Origin of the sequence: Micromonospora sp. NPDC047134, from assembly GCF_040643455.1 — a bacterium.
Taxonomy (GTDB): Bacteria; Actinomycetota; Actinomycetes; order Mycobacteriales; family Micromonosporaceae; genus Micromonospora.
Genome location: NZ_JBEYUI010000001.1, coordinates 226,280 through 245,618, shown reverse-complemented (window position 1 = coordinate 245,618; position 19,339 = coordinate 226,280). Strand labels below are relative to the sequence as shown.

General features: G+C 70.9%; 23 protein-coding genes. 11 read left to right on the top strand and 12 right to left on the bottom strand.

Annotated features, from left to right (window positions below; all coding sequences use genetic code 11):
• The first annotated feature begins 171 nt into the window (after positions 1 to 171).
• The 3 genes from rox to ABZ795_RS00970 are packed head-to-tail and all read left to right on the top strand — an operon-like array spanning position 172 to position 3,407.
• On the top strand, positions 172 to 1,593 hold the full coding sequence (gene rox / locus ABZ795_RS00980) for a rifampin monooxygenase (protein WP_357527780.1): 1,422 nt from the start codon (positions 172 to 174) through the stop codon (positions 1,591 to 1,593).
• A gap of 23 nt (positions 1,594 to 1,616) precedes the next feature.
• Positions 1,617 to 2,105, top strand: coding sequence for a GNAT family N-acetyltransferase (locus ABZ795_RS00975; RefSeq protein ID WP_357527778.1), 489 nt, complete (start codon positions 1,617 to 1,619; stop codon positions 2,103 to 2,105).
• Between the two features lie 42 nt (positions 2,106 to 2,147).
• Positions 2,148 to 3,407 (top strand): cytochrome P450, encoded by a 1,260-nt coding sequence (locus tag ABZ795_RS00970; RefSeq protein WP_357527776.1) that lies wholly within the window; start codon positions 2,148 to 2,150, stop codon positions 3,405 to 3,407.
• Between the two features lie 21 nt (positions 3,408 to 3,428).
• Here the strand turns inward: ABZ795_RS00970 and ABZ795_RS00965 are convergent, their stop codons facing one another.
• The 5 genes from ABZ795_RS00965 to ABZ795_RS00945 all read right to left on the bottom strand — a co-directional run bounded on the left by ABZ795_RS00965 (position 3,429) and on the right by ABZ795_RS00945 (position 8,708).
• Positions 3,429 to 4,247, bottom strand: a complete 819-nt coding sequence (locus tag ABZ795_RS00965) for a hypothetical protein (RefSeq protein WP_357527774.1) — start codon at positions 4,245 to 4,247, stop codon at positions 3,429 to 3,431.
• 158 nt (positions 4,248 to 4,405) lie between these two features.
• Positions 4,406 to 6,667, bottom strand: a complete 2,262-nt coding sequence (locus ABZ795_RS00960; RefSeq protein ID WP_357527772.1) for a catalase — start codon at positions 6,665 to 6,667, stop codon at positions 4,406 to 4,408.
• A 140-nt stretch (positions 6,668 to 6,807) separates the two neighbouring features.
• A complete protein-coding gene (locus tag ABZ795_RS00955) occupies positions 6,808 to 7,311 on the bottom strand; it encodes an SRPBCC family protein (RefSeq protein ID WP_357527770.1) in 504 nt (167 codons plus the stop codon).
• The gene (locus tag ABZ795_RS00950) at positions 7,308 to 7,670 is read right to left on the bottom strand and encodes a metalloregulator ArsR/SmtB family transcription factor (protein ID WP_327026191.1); all 363 of its coding nucleotides are present in this window, start codon (positions 7,668 to 7,670) and stop codon (positions 7,308 to 7,310) included. Before ABZ795_RS00950 ends, ABZ795_RS00955 begins: the two co-directional genes overlap by 4 nt.
• Positions 7,671 to 7,691: 21 nt before the next feature.
• Positions 7,692 to 8,708 carry an NAD(P)-dependent alcohol dehydrogenase gene (locus ABZ795_RS00945; protein WP_357527768.1) on the bottom strand — a complete coding sequence of 339 codons (1,017 nt, stop codon included), beginning with the start codon at positions 8,706 to 8,708 and terminating at the stop codon, positions 7,692 to 7,694.
• A gap of 118 nt (positions 8,709 to 8,826) precedes the next feature.
• On the opposite strand from ABZ795_RS00945, the gene ABZ795_RS00940 reads away from it, so the two are divergent.
• A complete protein-coding gene (locus ABZ795_RS00940; protein ID WP_357527766.1) occupies positions 8,827 to 9,537 on the top strand; it encodes a TetR/AcrR family transcriptional regulator C-terminal domain-containing protein in 711 nt (236 codons plus the stop codon).
• A 25-nt stretch (positions 9,538 to 9,562) separates the two neighbouring features.
• Here ABZ795_RS00940 and ABZ795_RS00935 read toward each other — a convergent pair whose 3' ends face one another.
• Positions 9,563 to 9,688, bottom strand: a complete 126-nt coding sequence (locus ABZ795_RS00935; RefSeq protein ID WP_357527764.1) for a hypothetical protein — start codon at positions 9,686 to 9,688, stop codon at positions 9,563 to 9,565.
• Positions 9,689 to 9,700: 12 nt separating this feature from the next.
• On the opposite strand from ABZ795_RS00935, the gene ABZ795_RS00930 reads away from it, so the two are divergent.
• From ABZ795_RS00930 to ABZ795_RS00920, 3 genes are all read left to right on the top strand, one after another.
• Positions 9,701 to 9,883 carry a hypothetical protein gene (locus ABZ795_RS00930; RefSeq protein ID WP_357527762.1) on the top strand — a complete coding sequence of 61 codons (183 nt, stop codon included), beginning with the start codon at positions 9,701 to 9,703 and terminating at the stop codon, positions 9,881 to 9,883.
• Entirely contained in the window at positions 9,880 to 10,242 is a 363-nt protein-coding gene (locus ABZ795_RS00925) for an ATP-binding cassette domain-containing protein (protein WP_357527760.1), read from the top strand. Before ABZ795_RS00930 ends, ABZ795_RS00925 begins: the two co-directional genes overlap by 4 nt.
• 329 nt (positions 10,243 to 10,571) lie before the next feature.
• Entirely contained in the window at positions 10,572 to 10,844 is a 273-nt protein-coding gene (locus ABZ795_RS00920; protein ID WP_357527758.1) for a hypothetical protein, read from the top strand.
• 67 nt (positions 10,845 to 10,911) lie between these two features.
• On the opposite strand, the gene ABZ795_RS00915 is transcribed toward ABZ795_RS00920, so the two are convergent.
• Together ABZ795_RS00915 and ABZ795_RS00910 are read right to left on the bottom strand one after the other, a co-directional pair.
• Positions 10,912 to 11,913 carry a DUF916 domain-containing protein gene (locus tag ABZ795_RS00915; protein ID WP_357527756.1) on the bottom strand — a complete coding sequence of 334 codons (1,002 nt, stop codon included), beginning with the start codon at positions 11,911 to 11,913 and terminating at the stop codon, positions 10,912 to 10,914.
• A gap of 33 nt (positions 11,914 to 11,946) precedes the next feature.
• A complete protein-coding gene (locus ABZ795_RS00910; RefSeq protein WP_357527754.1) occupies positions 11,947 to 13,449 on the bottom strand; it encodes an HtaA domain-containing protein in 1,503 nt (500 codons plus the stop codon).
• Positions 13,450 to 13,584: 135 nt separating this feature from the next.
• Between ABZ795_RS00910 and ABZ795_RS00905 the strand changes: the two genes are divergently transcribed.
• Genes ABZ795_RS00905 through ABZ795_RS00890 form a run of 4 tightly spaced genes read left to right on the top strand, consistent with a single transcriptional unit; the run spans position 13,585 to position 17,253 of the window.
• Entirely contained in the window at positions 13,585 to 14,430 is an 846-nt protein-coding gene (locus tag ABZ795_RS00905; protein WP_357527752.1) for a hypothetical protein, read from the top strand.
• Positions 14,427 to 15,434, top strand: a complete 1,008-nt coding sequence (locus ABZ795_RS00900; protein WP_357527750.1) for an ABC transporter substrate-binding protein — start codon at positions 14,427 to 14,429, stop codon at positions 15,432 to 15,434. Before ABZ795_RS00905 ends, ABZ795_RS00900 begins: the two co-directional genes overlap by 4 nt.
• Complete coding sequence (locus ABZ795_RS00895) at positions 15,431 to 16,459, top strand: iron ABC transporter permease (RefSeq protein WP_357527748.1); 1,029 nt, start codon at positions 15,431 to 15,433, stop codon at positions 16,457 to 16,459. Before ABZ795_RS00900 ends, ABZ795_RS00895 begins: the two co-directional genes overlap by 4 nt.
• On the top strand, positions 16,456 to 17,253 hold the full coding sequence (locus ABZ795_RS00890; protein WP_357527746.1) for a heme ABC transporter ATP-binding protein: 798 nt from the start codon (positions 16,456 to 16,458) through the stop codon (positions 17,251 to 17,253). Before ABZ795_RS00895 ends, ABZ795_RS00890 begins: the two co-directional genes overlap by 4 nt.
• A gap of 47 nt (positions 17,254 to 17,300) precedes the next feature.
• Here ABZ795_RS00890 and ABZ795_RS00885 read toward each other — a convergent pair whose 3' ends face one another.
• From ABZ795_RS00885 to ABZ795_RS00870, 4 genes are all read right to left on the bottom strand, one after another.
• Positions 17,301 to 17,615 (bottom strand): DUF2470 domain-containing protein, encoded by a 315-nt coding sequence (locus ABZ795_RS00885; protein WP_327026205.1) that lies wholly within the window; start codon positions 17,613 to 17,615, stop codon positions 17,301 to 17,303.
• A complete protein-coding gene (locus ABZ795_RS00880) occupies positions 17,612 to 18,253 on the bottom strand; it encodes a biliverdin-producing heme oxygenase (RefSeq protein WP_357527743.1) in 642 nt (213 codons plus the stop codon). Before ABZ795_RS00880 ends, ABZ795_RS00885 begins: the two co-directional genes overlap by 4 nt.
• A 318-nt stretch (positions 18,254 to 18,571) precedes the next feature.
• Entirely contained in the window at positions 18,572 to 18,961 is a 390-nt protein-coding gene (locus ABZ795_RS00875) for a VOC family protein (protein ID WP_357527741.1), read from the bottom strand.
• Positions 18,943 to 19,227: a metalloregulator ArsR/SmtB family transcription factor gene (locus ABZ795_RS00870; protein WP_327026208.1), complete on the bottom strand. Its 285-nt coding sequence runs from the start codon at positions 19,225 to 19,227 to the stop codon at positions 18,943 to 18,945. The genes ABZ795_RS00875 and ABZ795_RS00870 overlap by 19 nt, the downstream gene beginning before the upstream one ends.
• Between the last annotated feature and the right edge of the window lie 112 nt (positions 19,228 to 19,339).

Here is a 19,339-nt window from a genome sequence, read left to right as displayed (position 1 = left end):
GCTTCCTGCCACTCTTAACTTATAGCGCACATGGGGTCTTGCGGCAAGACCCGGGTGATGCCGCAGAATCTGCGACCGAGGCCACTAGCTGCGGAAACGGAGGGGGAGATCTCCCTACCGTGCGGCAGCGCGCGATGGCCGACTCATCCACTCCATGTGATCGGGCGGCGCATGTTTGACGTGATCGTTGTAGGTGGCGGACCGACCGGCCTGATGTTGGCCGCAGAATTGCGGCTGCACGGGGTACAGGTCGTCGTCTTGGAGAAGGACGCGGAGCCAACCAGTTTCGTCCGGTCGCTCGGCCTGCACGTACGCAGCATCGAGGTGCTGGACCAGCGCGGACTGCTGGACACCTTCCTCGCCAACGGCCAGCGGTACCCGGTAGGCGGGTTCGCCGCCATCGACAAACCGGCGCCCGAACTGGACAGCGCACACGCCTACGTGCTCGGAATCCCGCAGACCACCACCGACCGCCTGCTCGCTGAGCATGCCGTGGCCGTCGGGGCGGATCTGCGGCGCGGCTGCGAAGTGGTCGGGCTGAGCCAGGACGAGCACGGGGTCATCGCCGAACTGGCCGACGGCACCCGGTTGCGCGCCCGCTACCTGGTCGGCTGTGACGGCGGGCGCAGCACCGTACGCAATCTGCTCGGGGTCGGTTTCCCCGGCGAGCCGAGCCGGGTCGACACCCTGCTGGGTGAGATGGAGGCGGATGCCCCGCTGGACACGATCGTCGCCAAGGTCACCGAGATCCGCAAGACCCAGAAGCGGTTCGGTCTCGGGCCCATCGGAAACGGGGTGTACCGGGTCGTCGTGCCCGCCGAGAAAGTGGCCGTCGACCGGACCGTCGCGCCGACGCTTGACGAGTTCAAACAACAACTGCGGGCGTACGCCGGCACGGACTTCGGGGTGCACTCGCCCCGCTGGCTGTCGCGCTTCGGCGACGCCACCCGGCTTGCCGAGCGTTACCGGGTGGGTCGGGTGCTGTTGGCCGGGGATGCCGCGCACATCCACCCCCCGACCGGCGGGCAGGGCCTCAACCTCGGCCTCCAGGATGCCTTCAACCTCGGCTGGAAGCTGGCCGCCGAGATCCACGGGTGGGCGCCGGAAGGGCTGCTGGACACCTACCACACGGAACGGCACCCGGTGGCGGCCGAGGTGCTGGACAACACCCGCGCGCAGATGGAGCTGCTCTCCACCGAGCCGGGCCCGCAGTCCCTGCGCCGACTGTTGTCGGAGCTGATGGACTTCGAGGAGGTCAACCGTTACCTGACCGAGAAGATCACCGCCATCCGGGTGCGGTACGACTTCGGCCCGGGGCATGACCTGCTGGGCCGCCGGATGCGGGACGTGACACTGAGCCGGGGACGCCTCTACGAGCTGACCCGCAGCGGTCGTGGGCTGCTGCTCGACCAGACCGGTCGACTCTGCGTCGACGGCTGGGCCGACCGGGTAGACCACCACGTCGACACCAGTGCCGAGCTGGAGGTGCCCGCCGTCCTGCTGCGACCCGACGGTCACGTCGCCTGGGCCGGTACCGACCAGCAGGAACTGCTGGCCCAGCTGCCCCGCTGGTTCGGCACCCCGACCGATTGACCTGATGTGCGAGCATCGCCCGCATGTCTGAACTGACGGTGCGATCGATGACCGAGGCCGAGTTCGACCGGTGGCGGGCCGGCATCGTGCGGTCCTTCGCGGACGCACAGGTGGCGGCCGGCAACTGGCCCGCCGAGGAAGCCCAGGAACTGGCCCGACAGAACAACGACACCCTGCTGCCGGAGGGTTTCCGCACCCCCGGGATGCTGTTCCTCCTCGGCGAACTCCGCGACGGGACCCCGATCGGGGTGTTGTGGATCGGGCTCACCCATCCGCGTGGCGTCCCGGACTGCGCCTTCCTCTACGACATCGAGATCGGTGCGGACCACCGTGGCGAGGGCTACGGGCGGACCCTGCTGGCCGCCGGTGAGGACGCGGTTCGCCGGCACGGGTTCGGTGCCATCGAACTCAACGTCTTCGGTGACAACGCCCGCGCCGTCGGGCTGTACGGCAGTTCGGGATACCGGGTGGTCACCCAGCAGATGCGTAAGACCCTGGTGGCGCAGGAGTGAGTCGCTGGTTTGACCACGGCCGCAGTGGGCAGGACCAGCGACATGCTGGTTGACCTGATGGGACGTATGGACGACACCCTGACCCTGGCGATCCAAGGCTACGGATGGCTGCCCAACCGCCTGCGCCACAGTCCGGACGATGTGCTGCGGACCCGTCTGCTCGGTCAGACCACGGTGGCGCTGCGCGGGCCCGAGGCCGTCCGGTTCTTCTACGACGAGCGGCACATCCGGCGGCACGGCGCCCTTCCCGAGCCGCTGCGGGGGACCCTGTTCGGCAAAGGCGCCGTACACACCCTCGACGGCGAGCCGCACCGGGTGCGCAAGGCGATGTTCACCGCCCTGCTGATGAACGGCGGCTACGACGGCCTGGTGGAGCGGGCCGAGACGGCGTGGGACGCGGCCACCCGATCATGGGCGGGGCGGCAGGTGGTGCTGTTCGACGAGACGGCCCCCGTGTTGGCCCGCGCGGTCTGCGAATGGACCGGCATCCCCGTGCAGCCGCAGGACCTCCCGGCACTCGCGGCCGACCTGGTCGCGCTGGTCGACGGTTTCGCCACCGCCGGGCCCCGGCACTGGCGGGCCCGCCGCGCACGGGGACGCCGGGAGCGCCGGCTGGCCGACATCGTCACCCAGGTCCGGCGAGGCGAGCTGGCCGTGCCGTCGGGCTCAGCGCTGGCGGCCGTGGCCGCGCACCGGGACAGCGACGGTGAACTGCTCGACCCGCGGATCGCCGCGGTGGAACTGCTCAACATCATCCGGCCGACGGTCGCGGTGACCTGGTTCGTGACCTTCGCCGGGCACGCCCTGCACCGCTGGCCCGAGCACCGCGACCGGCTCCGACAGGGCGATGCCGCCTTCGCCGAGGCGTTCGCCCACGAGGTACGGCGCTTCTACCCCTTCGCACCCTTCATCGGCGGGCGGGCCAGGACCGACCTGACCTGGCGGGGCATCGACATCCCCACCGGCGCGATCGTCCTGCTGGACCTGTACGGCCAGAACCACGACGCCCGACTCTGGCCGGACCCGTACCGGTTCGACCCGGACCGTTTCGTCGGTCGGCAGATCGGTGCCTTCGACCTCGTACCGCAGGGCGGCGGCGATCCGCGTACCGGCCACCGCTGCCCCGGGGAGCAGATCACGGTCGCGCTGCTGACCGCCCTGGCCGTACGGCTGGCCCGCCTGGAGCACCAGGTGCCCGACCAGGACCTGGACATTCCGCTGCACCGCATCCCGACCCGGCCGGTCAGCGGTCTGGTGATGGCCGTGCCCGCCCGCAGCGCCGCGCCACTGGGCACCCACTGATCAGCTTCGTCCGGCACCGCGTCATGCAGTGATCTCCGGCAACCTGCGAGAAAGCCATTGCAGTTCATGACGTACGCGGCCGAATGGGCGGCGGCTGGCGGCAGCCGCAATGAGCCCATCAAGCACCTGGCGGGCCTCGTGCTGACGGCCGTAGCACAGCAACGCCAAGGGCAGCCGCCATTCGGAGCGGATCCCGCCAGTGAAGCGCCGCTGCCGCAACAGGTCGTCGATCACAAGCTCGGGAGTCGTACGGCGGAGGACGTCGAAAAATGACCCGATGTGGCGAGCGACGGCATCCTTGACCGCTCCGGGTCCCCTGTGGAGCGGCAGGTGTACGCCCACCTCCCGCATCCTTCCGGCGAGGACGCTCACCGTAGCGGTGAACATGACGGGTGGCTGCGCACCGAGAAGTTGATGGTAGGCCCTTTCGACCGGGACCATCACGACATCGATCCACGGTCGGACGACCACCGGCTCGGTGAGCACAACCTGGAAACGTAGGCGCCCGAGGATGCCATCCATGCCGGCCCCGTCGAAAGTCACGTTGTCGAAGGGCAGCAGGCCCGCCGCGGTCGCCTGCCTCCAGACTTCCGCCGCCACACCCGAGGCGGTCGCCGAACCGAGATCGGGCGCCCGGGCCGGCGGAGGCGGCGCCGCCGACCACCACCATCGTGTCACCGATGGCGCTTCCCGCAGACCACGTCGCTGCCTCTCGTCGACCGAGTTCACCGCCGACGCGAACCGCTCTACGAACGGGTGCCGCAGCAGAAGGACGGATTCGATGCAGTCACGGGCGGCTAGTCGCGAGAGAGCATCCTGCCAGAAGACAACGAGCCGCATATGAGAATCCGCGCCGAAACGGTCCCACGACGACCAAGATCACCCGCCAGGGAGGCCCCCATCTGAGGGCGGACATCAGGATCCACGCCGGCAAGCAGACGTGCGGCCGCCCCGCCGGAATTCGGCGGGGCGGCCTCACATGGGTGCTGGCAGCGGGGTCAGGACACCGAGGCGGGGAACCTCTCCCAGACCCGGTGGTTGGTCATCAGTTGCTGGACGGTGCCGAAGACGTCGTCGCCGGAGTCGCCGGTGAGCACACCCGGGCTGCCGGTCACACCGGCCTGTTCCAGGACGGTGACGCCGGTGCCCCAGGCGCCGATCGGCTTGGCGTGCCGCCAGACCTCCTCGACCAGCAGCAACACCCGGGGGTCGACGGTGGCGGAGTTCGCCGCACCGGCCTTCGCGTCGCGGGCGGGCAGCGCGTCCGGGGCCGGTGGCGGCGCCGCGGCGAGCAGGAGCGCGTCGAACTCGACCGAGCGGCCGGTGGCGAAGGTGCGTTGCACCGGCAGGTCGCCGACCATGCCACCGTGCCCGGCGATCAGCAGCGGCACCATGTCTGCGGCGAAGACGGCCCGACGCACCTGGTGGACGGTGTCGAGGCCGGTGTCGTCGGTCACCACGACGCCGACCACCCGGCCGTCGACCGGCCACTGCCGACCGACCTGCGACAGCGCGGGACTGGGCGTGACGTCGGCCAGCGGCACGGTCGGCTCCGGCGCGGGCAGCCCCAGGCCGGTGGCGACCTGGGCGCAGAGCACCGGGTCGATGTTGGCCAGGCATTGCAGCTGACGTTCCTTGATCGCCTGGTGGTAGCACTTGCCCAGCTCGAAGGTGTAGGCCCGGATGATGTGTTCCTGCTCGACCGGGGACATGCTCAACCAGAAGAGTCGGGCCTGACTGAAGTGATCGTCGAAAGACGCCGGGCTCTGCCGTACCTTCGGTGCCTGGGCCACCTGGACCGGTACGTCGACGAACGGGTGGTCGTCGTCGCCGGCCGGGAACGGGTTGCCGCCGTCGAGGGAGTTCGGCCGGTACGGCGCCACCCCGGCGTGCACGGCGTGCTGGTGGAAGCCGTCGCGCAGCATGTCGTTGACCGCAGCGTGCGGCCGGTTGATCGGGATCTGGGAGAAGTTCGGCCCGGCGAGACGGGTCAGCTGGGTGTCGACGTACGAGAAGAGCCGGCCCTGCAACAGCGGATCGTTGGTCACGTCGATGCCCGGCGGCAGGTGGCCGACGTGGAAGGCGACCTGCTCGGTCTCGGCGAAGAAGTTCGTCGGGGTGCGGTTGAGCACCAGCCGGCCGACGGGCTGCACCGGCGCGAGTTCCTCCGGCACGATCTTGGTCGGGTCGAGCAGGTCGATGCCGGCGAAGGTCTCCTCGGGAGTGTCCGGGAAGACCTGGATTCCGAGTTCCCACTCGGGGAAGGCGCCGGCCTCGATGGCGTCGTAGAGGTCCCGGCGGTGGAAGTCCGGGTCGATCCCGTTCAGCAGTTGCGCCTCCTCCCAGACGAGGGAGTGCACACCCAGCTTGGGCTTCCAGTGGAACTTCACCAGCGCCGTCTCCCCCGCCGCGTTGACCAGGCGGAAGGTGTGGACGCCGAATCCCTCCATGGTCCGGTACGAGCGCGGGATGCCCCGGTCGGACATGTTCCACATGGTGTGGTGCTGCGCCTCGGTGTGCAGGGAGACGAAGTCCCAGAAGGTGTCGTGGGCGCTCTGCGCCTGCGGGATCTCCCGGTCCGGGTGCGGCTTGGCGGCGTGGATGATGTCCGGGAACTTGATGGCGTCCTGGATGAAGAAGACCGGCATGTTGTTGGCGACCAGGTCGAAGGTGCCCTCGTCGGTGTAGAACTTGGTGGCGAAGCCACGGGTGTCGCGTACCGTGTCGGCCGAACCGCGCGAACCGAGCACGGTGGAGAAGCGGACGAAGACCTCGGTCTCGCGGCCCTTACGCAGGAAGCCGGCCCGGGTGACGTTCTCCGCGGTGCCGTACGCGGTGAAGATGCCGTGCGCGCCGGCGCCCCGGGCGTGCACGACCCGCTCCGGGATGCGCTCGTGGTCGAAGTGGGTGATCTTCTCCCGCAGGTGGTGATCCTGGAGCAGGACCGGTCCGCGTGGCCCCGCCTTCAGCGAGTGGTCGGTGTCGCGCAGCCGCGCCCCCTGCGCGGTGGTGAGGTAGGCACCCTGCTGACCCTTGGCCTTCGCGGGGACACCGGTCTTCGCCCCGGTGGGGGTACGGGTCTGCGGGGTGCCCTGCTCCGGCTTGGGCGGCAGGGGGTCGTGCGGGGTGGTCGGCTCCGCCAGGGACGGCGGGGCGCTGCCCGGGGCACCGGGCACCTGCGGGGTCAGCGCCTCGGTGACCTTCTCGGCGGCTGACTCCACGACATCCTTGACCGCCTTGGCGGGGTTACGCGATTCCATCTCTGCGGGTACCTCCCTGGAACACAACGAGCAGACCCCAGGGGCGGTACCCGGGCCAGAGAGAACAAAACGGGCCGAAGGCACTCGACGCTGCCGTATGGATCACATCCGGCGGACCGGTCACCTGCCGGCCCGGCGGCTCAGCCGGGCGACCCGGTGAACTGATCGAAATAGGCCTTCATCGCCGGGTAGTAGTCCTCGAACGAGGGCATCGGGGTGTCGTTGTGGACGGCCAGGAGGCGATCCAGGTAGTACTCCCAGCCGGCCCCGATCTCACCGAGCCCCTCGACCGTGTCCAGGTGCTGGACGAAGCGCAGTTCCGTCCGCTCTCCCTGCGGGGTGAGCAGCACCTCCATCCGCCAGAGACCGGATTCGTCCTGGCTGGAGAGGGCGAGCCGGTGGGGTGGATCGCAGGTGTCGATCCGCATCTCGGACCACGGCTGTCCCTCCTCGAAGCCCATCTGCACCTGGATGCTTCGACCGGGTCCGGCCTGGCCGGACCAGCGGCCGTACCAGCGGGCGGTGCGATCAGGTTCGGTCAGGCTGGCCCAGACATCGGAGATCGGGGCCCGAAATTCCCGGGTGACGATCAGGGCGGGACCGCTCTCGGTGTCGACGAGGCGTCCGGTTGGTATGGGAGTCAAGCTGTCCGCTCCTCACGGGATGTCGGCGAGCCGCCGGTGCGGCGCTCGCGGCGGGTACGGTGAACCTCGGTTTCCAGCGCGTCGAACCGGCGCTCCCAGGCCTCGGCCCGGGTGAACTGCGTCAGCCACTGGAGCAGATCGACCAGCCGGGTCGGGTCCAGCTCGTAGCGGCGCTCGCGGCCGACCACGGTGTCGCGCACCAGACCACTCTCCCGCAGTACGCGCAGGTGACGACTGACCGCCGGCCGGCTGATCTCGAAGTGCGCGGCGATCCGACCGGCCGTGAGCCGATCCTCCCGCAGCAGTTCCATGATCCGCCGACGCACCGGATCGGCGATGGCGGCCGCTATCTCGTCCACCGGTAAAGCGTAACCGATGGGTTACGGGTTTTCCATCGCCGCGGCGGGAGCGTGCGCAACGGCGATGACCACCTTCGCTCGAGCGTGTTCGCCCTCGAGGTAGCCGATGGCCTGGGGCACCTCGGCCAGGGGGTAGCTCCGGTCGATGACCGGGGTCAACTGCCCGGCTTCGGCGTACCCGCGGAGGGTGTCGAGGTGCGCGCGGCTGGGTGTCGTGGTCAGGACGGCGATGCGCTGCCGGACGAAGGGCGCCAGCAGCCGCCCCCGGGCCAGCAGCCAGACCGGCCCGAGCAGACTGCCGTCCCGGTAGACCCCTCCGCCGGAGAGCAGGAGGGTCCCGGTCGGGGTCACCGCGCGCCGCAGGGCGGCCAGCGAGCGGTTGCCGACCAGGTCGAACACCAGGTCGTGGCGGCGACCCGCGCGGGTGAAATCGTCGCGGGTGTAGTCGATGACGTGGTCGGCCCCCAGGGTGCGGACCAGGTCGACGTTGCGGGTGGAACACACCGCCGTGACGGTCGCGCCGAGGGCCTTGGCCAACTGCACGGCCAGGGTGCCGACCCCGCCCGAGGCGCCGTTGATGAGGACCTGCTGACCCGGCTCGACCCCTCCGACGTCGGCCAGTCCCATCAGGGCGGTGACCCCGGCCAGTGGCAGGGCAGCCGCCTGCTGCGGCGTCAGGTTGACCGGCGCCTGCGCTACCAGCTTCTCGGGTACGCAGGCGTACTCGGCGAAGGCCCCGTTGGCCTCGCCGAGGTCACCGAAGACGGCGTCGCCGGGGCGCAGCCGCCGAACCTCAGCGCCGACGGCGCTCACCCGCCCGGCGAAGTCACGGCCCCGGATCCGGGCCCGGGGCTTCACCGGGCCCAGGCTGAGCCGGGCCATCCGCGGATCGCCCCGCATGACATGCCAGTCGTACGCGTTGACCGCGGCCGCCTCGATGCGCACGAGCACCTCGTCGGCGGCGGGCACCGGCACCTCGACCTCGGCCAGGTGCAGGGTCTCCGGCGGTCCGTACCGGTCCTGGACGATCGCTCTCATCATGGCCTCCCCATCGGGGGTGTACGGCGTACACCTGTGCGATTTGACGATAGGTGTACGCCGTACACCTGTCAAGGCGGTTATGGTTCTCCCGGCACCCGGAAAGACGAGGATCACGATGGCTGAGCAGGCAGGAACGCCCCGGCGGACGCCGCTGAGCCGAGACCGGGTCCTGCGCACCGCCGTCGCTCTCGCCGACACGGCCGGGATCGAGTCGCTGAGCATGCGCAACCTCGCCCAGGAACTGGGTGTGGTGCCCATGGCCCTCTACAAGCATCTGGCCAACAAGGACGAACTGCTCGACGCCATGATCGACATGGTGGTCGGCGAGATCGACCCGCCGACGCCCGACGCCGACTGGAAGCAGTCCGTCCGGGGAGGGATCCTCTCGGCGCGGGCGGCGTTGCGACGCCATCCCTGGGCGGCGCTGGCGATCGAGTCCCGGAACATGGCGACCCCGGCGATCCTGGGTTACCTCGACTCGGTGGTCGCCACCCTGCGATCCGGCGGCCTCTCCGCCGACCTGGCCCACCATGTGATGCACGCCCTGGGCAGCCGGGTCCTCGGCTTCAGCCAGGAACTGTTCGACACCGCCCGGGACGCCGGCCGGTCCGGCCCGGCCACCGTGCCGCAGCCGGCCGCCCTGCCGCCGGAGGTCGCAGCCCGGTTCCCGCACCTCGCGGCGATCGCCACGGCCGCCTCCCACGACGACGCCTCGGTGGTGGGATCCGGCTGCGACGACCAGTTCGAGTTCGAGTTCGCGCTGGACCTGCTGCTGGACGGCATCGAACGGTTGCAGCAGCAGGGATGGACCTCAGTGCATCGGTGAGAACGGTCGGTGCCGGCCGCGGCGCTCAGTCCGGCTGTTGTGATCCGTCCGCCTCGGGTAGCCGGCCCTCGGCGGCGACACTGCCGGCGTACGCGGCCGGCGACACCTCCGCCTTCGGGTAGCGGGCGGGCAGCAGTTCGACTTTCAGCACCGCTGCGCCGACATGGGAGTGGCGGTCCTTTCGCCCGAACGGGTCGCCGAGGTCGCCGAACTGGTGCTGGCCTCCGGCGGGACCGGACAGGCGTGGCCGGTCGTGCCGCACGGCGAGCCGGGCGCCTTCGCCTTCCCCGGTATCCCGTCGATCATGTCCGACCCGAACCGACAGATCCCGGAGGCCGCCTCATGACCGTCCTCGCCCGCGCACTCGACCTCACTCGCCGATACAACGACACGACCGCGCTGGACGGCGTGACCCTGGATATCCCCGCCGGGCGGGTACTCGGACTGCTGGGCCCCAACGGTGCAGGAAAGTCCACACTGATCAACGTCATGACCGGTCTGCTGCGGCCCAGCTCCGGTAGCGACCATCCTGCAGACGCACCCTTGAGCCGATTGCGGTCGGCAAAGGCACGCGCGGGTGCGGCCTGCGACGGCGACGCGGTCGGACCACCGCCAGCGCGGTCAGCACGAACCCGAGCATTCCGGCCAGTCCCCAGGGCTGGTGGTCGGTACTCGCCGTCACCCGGCTCGCCGCTCCCGCCGTGACGATGTCGCCCTGGATCTGGTAATTGCCGACGGCGAGGGCCGGCAGGGTGACCGGCACCCGGATCTCACGTTCCTCCCCGGCGGCGAATTCGTCCGGGTCGGGTGGGATGACGAAGCCGGTCGGGTCCGGGCCTCGACCGACGCTGAACGACCAGGCCACGTTCACCGGTGCGGGCTGCTCGTTGCGCAGTCGCAGCACGAGCGTCCGGCGGGCCGGCGCGCCGAAGTGGGCGGTCCACCCGTCGGCGCGTTCCAGATGCGCCGCGAGGACGGTCGGGGGCCGGGTGGCCGCCTGCCGGACGGTGTCATCGACCGGTGCGGGTGCCCCGGTGACGACCAGCGGCGCGGTGGCCGACAGCGAGTTGTCCAGAGTGATCACTCGCACCTGGCAGGGACAACCGCCGGGTGGCGCCACGACGGTCAGCGGAGTCCCACCGGTGCCGCCAGCCGGCAGGTGGATCTGTGCCGAACTGTCCACCGCGCAGCGTGCCGGCGTGCCCGTGCCACACAGCTCGATGCGGACCGTACCGCCGGGCCAGCCGGTGAGCCGGACCAGCACCTGCTCCCCCGACTTCGCCTCGGTCCGGTCCACGCCGACGTGAGGGCCGGGATCCGGGGCGCCGGTCAGGGCGAGGGCGGCGACCAGGGCGAGAGCGGAGGTCGGGAGCCTCACTTCTCGACCGTCGGCGGTCGACGCCGCGCCGAGCGCAGCCGGATGACCAGCAGCCAGCCGAGACCGGTGAGCAGGACGGCGGCCCAGACCCACGGTACGGCCCAGGTGCCGACGGTACGGCGCACCGTGGGCAGGATCTGGTCGGGGGTGGCCGGGTCGACGACCACGGCGGCGGTCAGCCGACCGACTGGTGCCACGCCGTTGATCTGTTTGGTGATGGTGATCGCCGCGCCGGGCAGCAGTTCGGGCACGTCGACGGGTACGGTACGGGCCAGCCGGAGACCGAACGGGGCGGTCAGGCGTACCTGGGTGGTGCCGGTCAGTCGGGTGTTACCGGTGTTGCGCAACCGGTAGCTGACCACGACCGGGCCGGTGCCGAACGGGTTGAGCGGGTTGTCGTAGCCGATCCGCATCGCCTCGACCTGCAGGCCGGGACGGACCGGGCCGGCCACCCGCAGGTAGATCCGGGCCGCGACCCGCCGGTCCAGGTTGACCTGTCCCCCGTCGCCGGCGGACTGCACCTGGGCGATCGAGGCGACCACGCCGCCGGCGTGGTCGCCGGGTGTGGCGTTGGCCGGCACGGTGATCTGGAACGGCAGGATCACCTGTTCCCCGGCGGGCACCCGGTAGGTCCGCTCGGCGAAGGTGGTCCAGGCGCCCACGTCGGTGGCGGGGCGACTGGCCGGTTGCAGGGCGAACCCGCCGTCGGTGGTGGTGAACGCGTCGGCGCCGTACACCGCGAAGGTCATCGCGCGTTTGCTCAGGTTGGTGATGGCGACCCGGTCGTCGATGCGCCGGCCGGGTTCGGCATCGTGGACGAAGTAGCTGCGCCCGGTGGGCCCGGACGGGCCGGAGGGCTGGACCGCCCAGGTGAAGCCGGTGGCGCTCGGGGTCGGGGCGGGTGCCGACGCGGCGGCCGGGCCGCCGGCCAGGACGGTGGCTAGCACGGTGAGGACCGCGGTCGCGGCGACCAGGTGCGGAGAAGGGCACCTCGTCATCAGTCTGCGCACAACAAGGTGCCCTTCCACGCGTCAGGACAGGGTCAGGGTGAGGGTGGCGGTGTAGTCACCCGGCGCGGCGGCGGGCGGGACCCCGAGGCTCAGGTCGGCACCGCACTGGAAGCTGCCGGCGCTGGCCCCGGCCCCGGCGGCGCACAGCGTACGGGCGCTGCCCAGGCCGTTACCCGGGTTGGCCGGGGCACCGGGGTTGACCACCCCGGTTGCGCCCACCAGACCGTCGGCGAGCACGGACGCGCTCGGCGTCCAGCCGAGGTTGTCGGCGGCGATGGCGCCACCGAGCGCGCTGGTGAACTCCTCCACCTGACCGACGACGTTCCAGCCGGCGTTGGTGCCGCGCAGGTCGCTGACCGTCACCGCGTGGAGTGCGCCGCCGGCGAAGGCGCCGGGGTGTACGGCGGACAGTGCAACGCTGCGGCCCGAGGCGGTCAGCGTCAGCGGGCCGGACTGGAGCACCTCGGCGGTGATCTGCTGCTCGGCGCCGCTCGGGCCACCGCCGAAGGTGATCGGGGTGAAGGTGTCCTGGCTGCGGTCGCTGGAGGCGTGCGCCGCGAAGGTCATCACGTAGCACTGGATCGCGGTGCAGTCGACGCTGTTGCCGTTGCCGTCGATGTAGGTCGGCACCAGGTCCAGGGTGGTGGAGAAGCTGCCGTCGGCGGGCAGCCGCACCTGGGCGGCGGACGACGAGGCGTTCTTGTGCACCCACTTGACCGGCTTGTAGGGACGCGAGTTCGTCCAGTGGTTCTCGCCCTTGGGCCCGAAGGCCAGGTAGAAGCCGACGCCACCGTTGGCCTCCGGGTCGAAGCCGGTACCGGTGACGGTGACGGTGGCGCCCTCAGGGTCGAGAGCGGCGGACGGGTTCACCGTCACCGACGGGGCGGCGGGACCGCCATCGACGCCGGTGGTGAGGGTGAACGACGCCGGGTCGAGCACGGTGCCGGCGGTGAAGAAGCCGGAGAACGCGGTGGCCCCGGTCTCGGTGAGCGTGGTGGTGAGGTTGCTCCAGGAGGCCGTGCCGCCGGAGGCCGTCGGGCTGCTCGTGGCGAGGGTGGCGATGGCCGCCTGCTCGATGCGCACCGGCTGGAAGCCACCGCCGCTGGCCTGCAGGTCGACGTCGGCGAGCAGGGAGCCGCCGGCGCCGTCGAGGACCACGGTCGGGTTGGCCAGGGTGATGGTGAAGAAGTGCGCAGGGTACGAGAACACCACCGTGCCGCCGTAGTTCACCGTCGTCGCTCCGGTGGCACTGTCGTACGTGCCGCCGGTGGCCGGGAACTTGAAGGTGCCGTCGGCGTTGCGGGTCGCACCGTCGGTGACCGCGATCGGCGGGTTGCCGTTGCCGGTCGACACGTAGGCGCGGAATGAACTCTTGAAGCCCCAGTCGAGGCTTCCCCCGGTGACAGCGGTGGGTGCCGCCGTGGCCGGGGTCACCACGGTCAGTGCGGCGGCGGCACCGAGTACCGCGGCCGTCACCCACCGGTACGACCGTCGGCGAACACCGCCGGGTCTGGGTACGGACATGTGTCTTCCTCTCAGCAGGGGGAGGGCAGGGTTAGGTTAGGCTCACCTAACTTTTTGGAGAATCCCCCGGACGCCCTCTTGCGCGATTGGCAAGATCGACTTAGGTTAGCCTAACCATACCAACGGAGGTTAGTCATGCCTGCCCGCCTAGCCGCCGCCCTGGTCAGCGCGATACTGCTGGCCCTCGGCACCCTTCCGGCCAGCCCCGCGTACGCGAACACGGTCGGCGAGGGACCAAACGGTCAACGGCTCTCCGTCAGCAAGACGAATGGGATTCCGCTCGTCGGCACCACCGTCACCGTCACCGGTTCCGGCTACGACACCAGCAAGGGGATCTACGTCGCGTACTGCGTCGACAATGGCGCGGGCATGGCACCCTCACCCTGCGGCGGCGGCGTCGACACCACCGGCTCCACCGGCGCCTCGCACTGGATCTCTTCCAATCCACCCTCGTACGCCGAAGGGCTGACCGTCGCGTATGGCGCGGGCGGATCGTTCACCGTGCAGGTGAAGATCACCTCGAAGATCGGTGACGTGGACTGCACCACCGGCCGCTGCGTGGTGGCCAGCCGCAACGACCACACCCGCGCCTCGGACCGCTCCCAGGACGTCAAGGTGCCGGTAACCTTCGTCACCCCGGCCAGCCCGAGCGCACCCGCTGCCGCCCCGGCCGCACCCGCTCCCGCCGCGCCCACGAACACCTCCGCCGCGCCGACGAACACCTCCACCTCGACCACACCGGCCGCCACCGGCTCGGCGCCCGCAGCCATCGTCGGCTCGGCCGCCGCTGCCGGGGCCACCGACGCCGCCGGCGGCGAGGCCGCACCGGCACCCGGCGCCGAACAGCCCCTGCTCACCACGCAGGTCAGCGACACCTCCGGCGCGGGAGGCTGGTTCACCGCGGTCCTGGCGGGACTTGCCGTGCTGCTGGTCGTCGTGGTGGCGCTGCGGATGCGGGGCCGACGCCGGGAACAGCGATGAGAAGGTGCCTGACGCTGCTGACGCTGCCCGCGCTGCTCGGCCTCGCCGCCTGTGCGCCCGCCGCTTCGACGGCGGCCCCGACGACGGGCTGCGGACCGACCACGGCCGTGGTCACCGACGTGGACATCGCGCCGATCGGCGTCGATCCCGGCAGCACCCTGCCGGCCACGGTCGCCTCGGCCGACGGCTCCAGCGTGACGGTCACCGACGCCAGCCGCATCCTGCCGGTGAACCTCTACGGTTCGATCGCCGAGATCGTGTTCAGTCTCGGGCTCGGTGACCGGGTCATCGGCCGGGACACCTCCACCACCTTCCCGGCCGCCAGCGACCTGCCCGTGGTCACCCCGGCCGGACACGACCTGTCCACCGAGGCCATTCTGCGCCTCAACCCCACCGTCGTACTCGCCGACGACAGCATCGGCCCGCCCGAGGTGCTCGCCCAACTGCGCCGCGCCGGCATCCCGGTGGTCCTCGTCGACGACGACCAGAGCCTGGCCGCCATCGGCCGCAACATCCGGACCATCGCCGCCGCGCTCGGCGTACCGGAGGCCGGGGAACTGCTGGTGACCCGGGTGGAGAGCGACATCGCCGCGGCCCGCCGGGTCGCACCACCCGACGTCGCACCACTGCGCATCGCGTTCCTGTACGTCCGCGGCACCGCCGGGGTCTACCTGATCGGTGGCAGGGGCGCCGGATCCGACGAGATGATCCGCGCCATCGGCGCCACCGACGCCGGCACCGAGATCGGGTTGTCCCACTTCCGGCCGCTGACCAGCGAAGGACTGATCAACGCGGCACCCGACGTCATCCTGGTGATGACCGAAGGGCTGGAGTCGGTCAAGGGTGTCGACGGGTTGCTCACCCTGCCCGGGGTGGCCCAGACCCCGGCCGGTCAGCACCGCCGCATCGTGGACATGGACGACGGGCTGCTGCTCACCTTCGGCGCGCGTACCGGCCGGGCCATCCGGGCGTTGGCCGACGCGGTGTACGGATCATGCGCGTGAGACGGGTAAGCCTGGTCGCGGGCCTCGCGGTCGCCCTGCTGCTGCTCTGCCTCGTCGCCGCCGGCACCGGGCAGGTCCGGGTCCCCCCGGCGGAGGTGCTCGGCTCGATCCTGCACCGCATCGGCCTCGACATCGGACCGACACCGAGCGCCACCCACGGCGAGAGCGCGCTGTGGGTGGTGCGCTTCCCCCGGGTCGTGCTCGCCGTGATCGTCGGGGCCGCGCTCGGCTGTGCCGGTGCGCTGATGCAGGGCGTCTTCGGCAACCCCCTGGCCGAGCCCGGCGTCATCGGCGTCTCCTCCGGCGCGGCGGTCGGCGCAGCGACGGTCATCATCACCGGAGCGGCCACCTTCGGCGGCTGGACCGTGGCCGCCGGGGCGTTCCTGGGCGGTCTCGCCGCCACCGCCGTGGTCTACTCGATGTCGCGCGTCGGCGGGCGGACCGAGGTGGTCACCCTGGTGCTGACCGGCATCGCGGTCAACGCGGTGGCCGGCGCGCTGATCGGCCTGCTGATGTTCTTCGGTGACGCGGACGCCGTACGGGCCATCGCCTTCTGGCAGCTCGGCAGCCTGGCGCAGGCGAACTGGGCGGCGGTGGCGGTCACCGCCCCGTGCGCGGCGGTCGGCATCGCGGTCGCTGTCGCCGCCGCCCGCCGCCTCGACCTGCTCGCCCTCGGCGACCGGTCGGCCCGGCACCTCGGCGTCCACGTCGAACGGCTGCGGCTGGCGATGGTCGCGGTGACCGCCCTGCTCGGTGCCGCGGCCGTGGCCTTCACCGGGGTGATCTCCTTCGTCGGTCTGGTGGTGCCGCACCTGGTCCGGATGGTCGCCGGCCCCGGACACCGGCTGCTGCTGCCGGCCAGCGCCCTGGGCGGGGCCATCGTGGTCGTCGCCGGGGATCTGGCCGCCCGCACCCTGGTCGACTACCAGGAACTGCCGCTGGGCGTGTTGACCGCCGTGGTCGGCGGACCGTGCTTCTTCTGGCTGCTGCGCCGGACTCGGGCCCGAGCGGGAGGTTGGGGATGATGTGGACCGATGTCGATCCGGACCAGATCGGCCTGCGGGTCGAGCGCCTGAGCATCCGGCGCGACACGCGACCGATCCTGTCCGAGGTGTCCCTCGCGGTGCGCCCCGGCGAACTGCTGGCGCTGGCCGGCCCCAACGGTGCCGGCAAGAGCACCCTGCTCGCCGCGATCTGCGGTGACCTGGCTCCCGCCACCGGCACCATCGAGTTCGCCGGCCGGCCGCTGACCCGTTGGGCACCGGTCGAGCTGGCCCGACTGCGCGCCATGCTGCCGCAGCGCGCCACCATGTCGTTCCCGTTCACCGTGGCCGAGGTCGTCGCGATGGGACGTGCCCCGTGGGCCGGTACGCGGCTCGCCGCCGAGGACGACGACGCGGTGGCCGAGGCGTTGCGGCTGACCGGGATGCAGGCGTTCGCCGGCCGGGTGTTCTCCGCGCTCTCCGGTGGCGAGCAGGCACGCGCGGCACTGGCCCGGGTGCTCGCCCAGCGCACCCCGATGCTGCTGCTGGACGAGCCGACCGCCGCACTGGACCTGCATCACCAGGAGTTGGTGCTCAGGCTGGCCCGCGATCGGGCCCGGCAGGGTGGCAGCGTCGTGATCGTGCTGCACGACCTGGGCCTGGCGGCGGCGTACGCGGACCGCATCGCGTTGCTGGCCGGTGGCCGGCTGGTCGCCGACGGGCCACCGGGCACAGTGTTCACCGCCGATCGCCTCAGCGAGGTCTACCAGCACGAGGTCGAGGTGCTGCCGCACCCGCACACCGGTGTCCCGCTCGTGCTGCCGGTACGCCCCTGACCAGCCGGGCTGGTCAGGGGCGTCAGGTCTACGGTGATCCGGTCAGCTCAGCTGGCGTCCGGTCGTGGGGTACGGCCCAGCGCGGCGCACGCCTCGCGGTACATCCGGGCGGCCTCGGCGCGGATCTGCCGGCGCTCGACGATCCGGTCGGCGAACGGAATGCGGACCGGCACCTCGACGCCGTCCACGACGGCCAGGAACTCCATCGCTTCGGCGTCCATGCCCGACATGGTGGCCGCAGTGGCCGTCGGCTGGCCGCCCAACCCCTGGCAGATCACCCGACAGTCGTCGGCGTGGTCGGTGTTCATGTGTCGCAGCACCGCCACGACCACCTCGGGGGTGACGGGGTTCGTAGCGGTCACGCCGCGCTCCCTTGCGTGACCGCCAGCCCCAGGTCGTCGAGCATGGCGGTGTTCAGCCGGTAGGCGTACGACACCTCGCCCAGGAAGCGTTGCCGCTCGACGGCGTCCCAGGGCGCCGCGTCGAGCAGTTCGCGGTAGTGCTGCTTGACGGTACGCGCGTCCAGGCCGGGGAAGATGAAGAAGCGGGTCCCGTCGGTGTCGAAGTCGAAGGTGCGGCGCAGCGCGCGGGCCATCACCTGACCACCGGAGAGGTCACCCAGGTATCGGGTGTAGTGGTGGGCGACGAAACCGGCCGGCCAGGAGAAGGCCACCTCGCGCAGGCGTGCCCGGTATTGCGCGGTGGCGTCACTCGGGGTGACCCGACCGGTCCAGTCCGGACCGTGCAGGAAGGACAGATCATCGACGATGCGCGGCAGTCGACGCAGTTCGTCGACGACGAACGGGCCGGCCACCGGATCGTCGCGCATCGTGTCGGCGGCCTCTTCCAAGGTCTGGTAGACCACATGCAGCTGTTCGAGCAGCGCAGCATACCCGGCCCGGTCCAGATGTCCCGACAACAACGCGTCGAAGTACGTCACACTCTGCGCGGCCCGATGGTCCGCCCTGGTCAGCTCACGCACCTCTGCGGCGAACCCCATAAGCACCTCCTGGTTAGGTAAGCCTAACCTATCATGATCAAGCTTCTTCGTGGAGATGGCCGAAAGTGCCAGCCCGGACGCCTGGACAGGGGAAACCACCTCTACCGACGCCCCGGCATGGCGACGCGCGAGGAACGTTGACACCGCTTGGGCGAACTGGCCCCCTCGGACGCCGAGTTCTCCGACAACGTGATCGCGCCGCCCGGTGACGGGGAGCGGGGCCAACTGCTGAGGCGCAGGTCGGCCCCGGCGGGCGGGCGTACGCCACCGGCGCAAGCCCCCGTCCCGCCCGCCGGGGCGCCCCGGTAGGTGACAGCCCTACCCGTGCGGCGCCACGATCTGGATGAGGTTGCCGCAGGTGTCGTCGAAGACGGCGGTCGTCACGCTCCCCGCGTCCAACGGCGGCTGGGTGAAGGTCACTCCCTGCGCGGTCAGCCGCTCGTACTCGGCCGACACGTCCGCGACGGTGAACATGGTGACCGGGATCCCGTCGGCGACGAGGGCCTTCTTGTAGGCGAGGGCGGCCGGGTGCTGATCCGGTTCGAGGAGCAGTTCCACCCCCTCCGGGTCCTCCGGGGAGACCACGGTCAACCAGCTGTATTCGCCCAGCGGCACCTCGGTCTTCTTGGTGAAGCCGAGCACCCCGGTGTAGAAGGCCAGGGCCTTGGCCTGGTCGTCGACGAGAACACTCACGTGTCCGATTCGCATGGTCCCACCCGCCATCTCCGATAGATCTGCTGAAGTGGGGACGTGTCAAGGTCGATGAAGGTGTACCGGCCCTGACGGCGCAGCACCACCAGCCCCGCCTCGGCCAACACCGCCAGGTGCTGGGAGATGGCCTGGCGGGTGGAGGTGAACCCCTTACCCGTCAACCGGACGCACAACTCGAACAGGGTCTGGCCACTGCGTTCCTGCAACTCGTCGAGGATGGCCCGCCGGGTGGGATCTGCCAGCGCCTTGTACACGTCGCCCACCACGGCACCATAGGCAAGTGCTCACTTGCATGTCAAACATCGACGATGTTCCGAGTAGGTAAACCCTGGCCCCGGACGGCCCACTGGCCTGGCGCGGGCGGACGCATCTTGC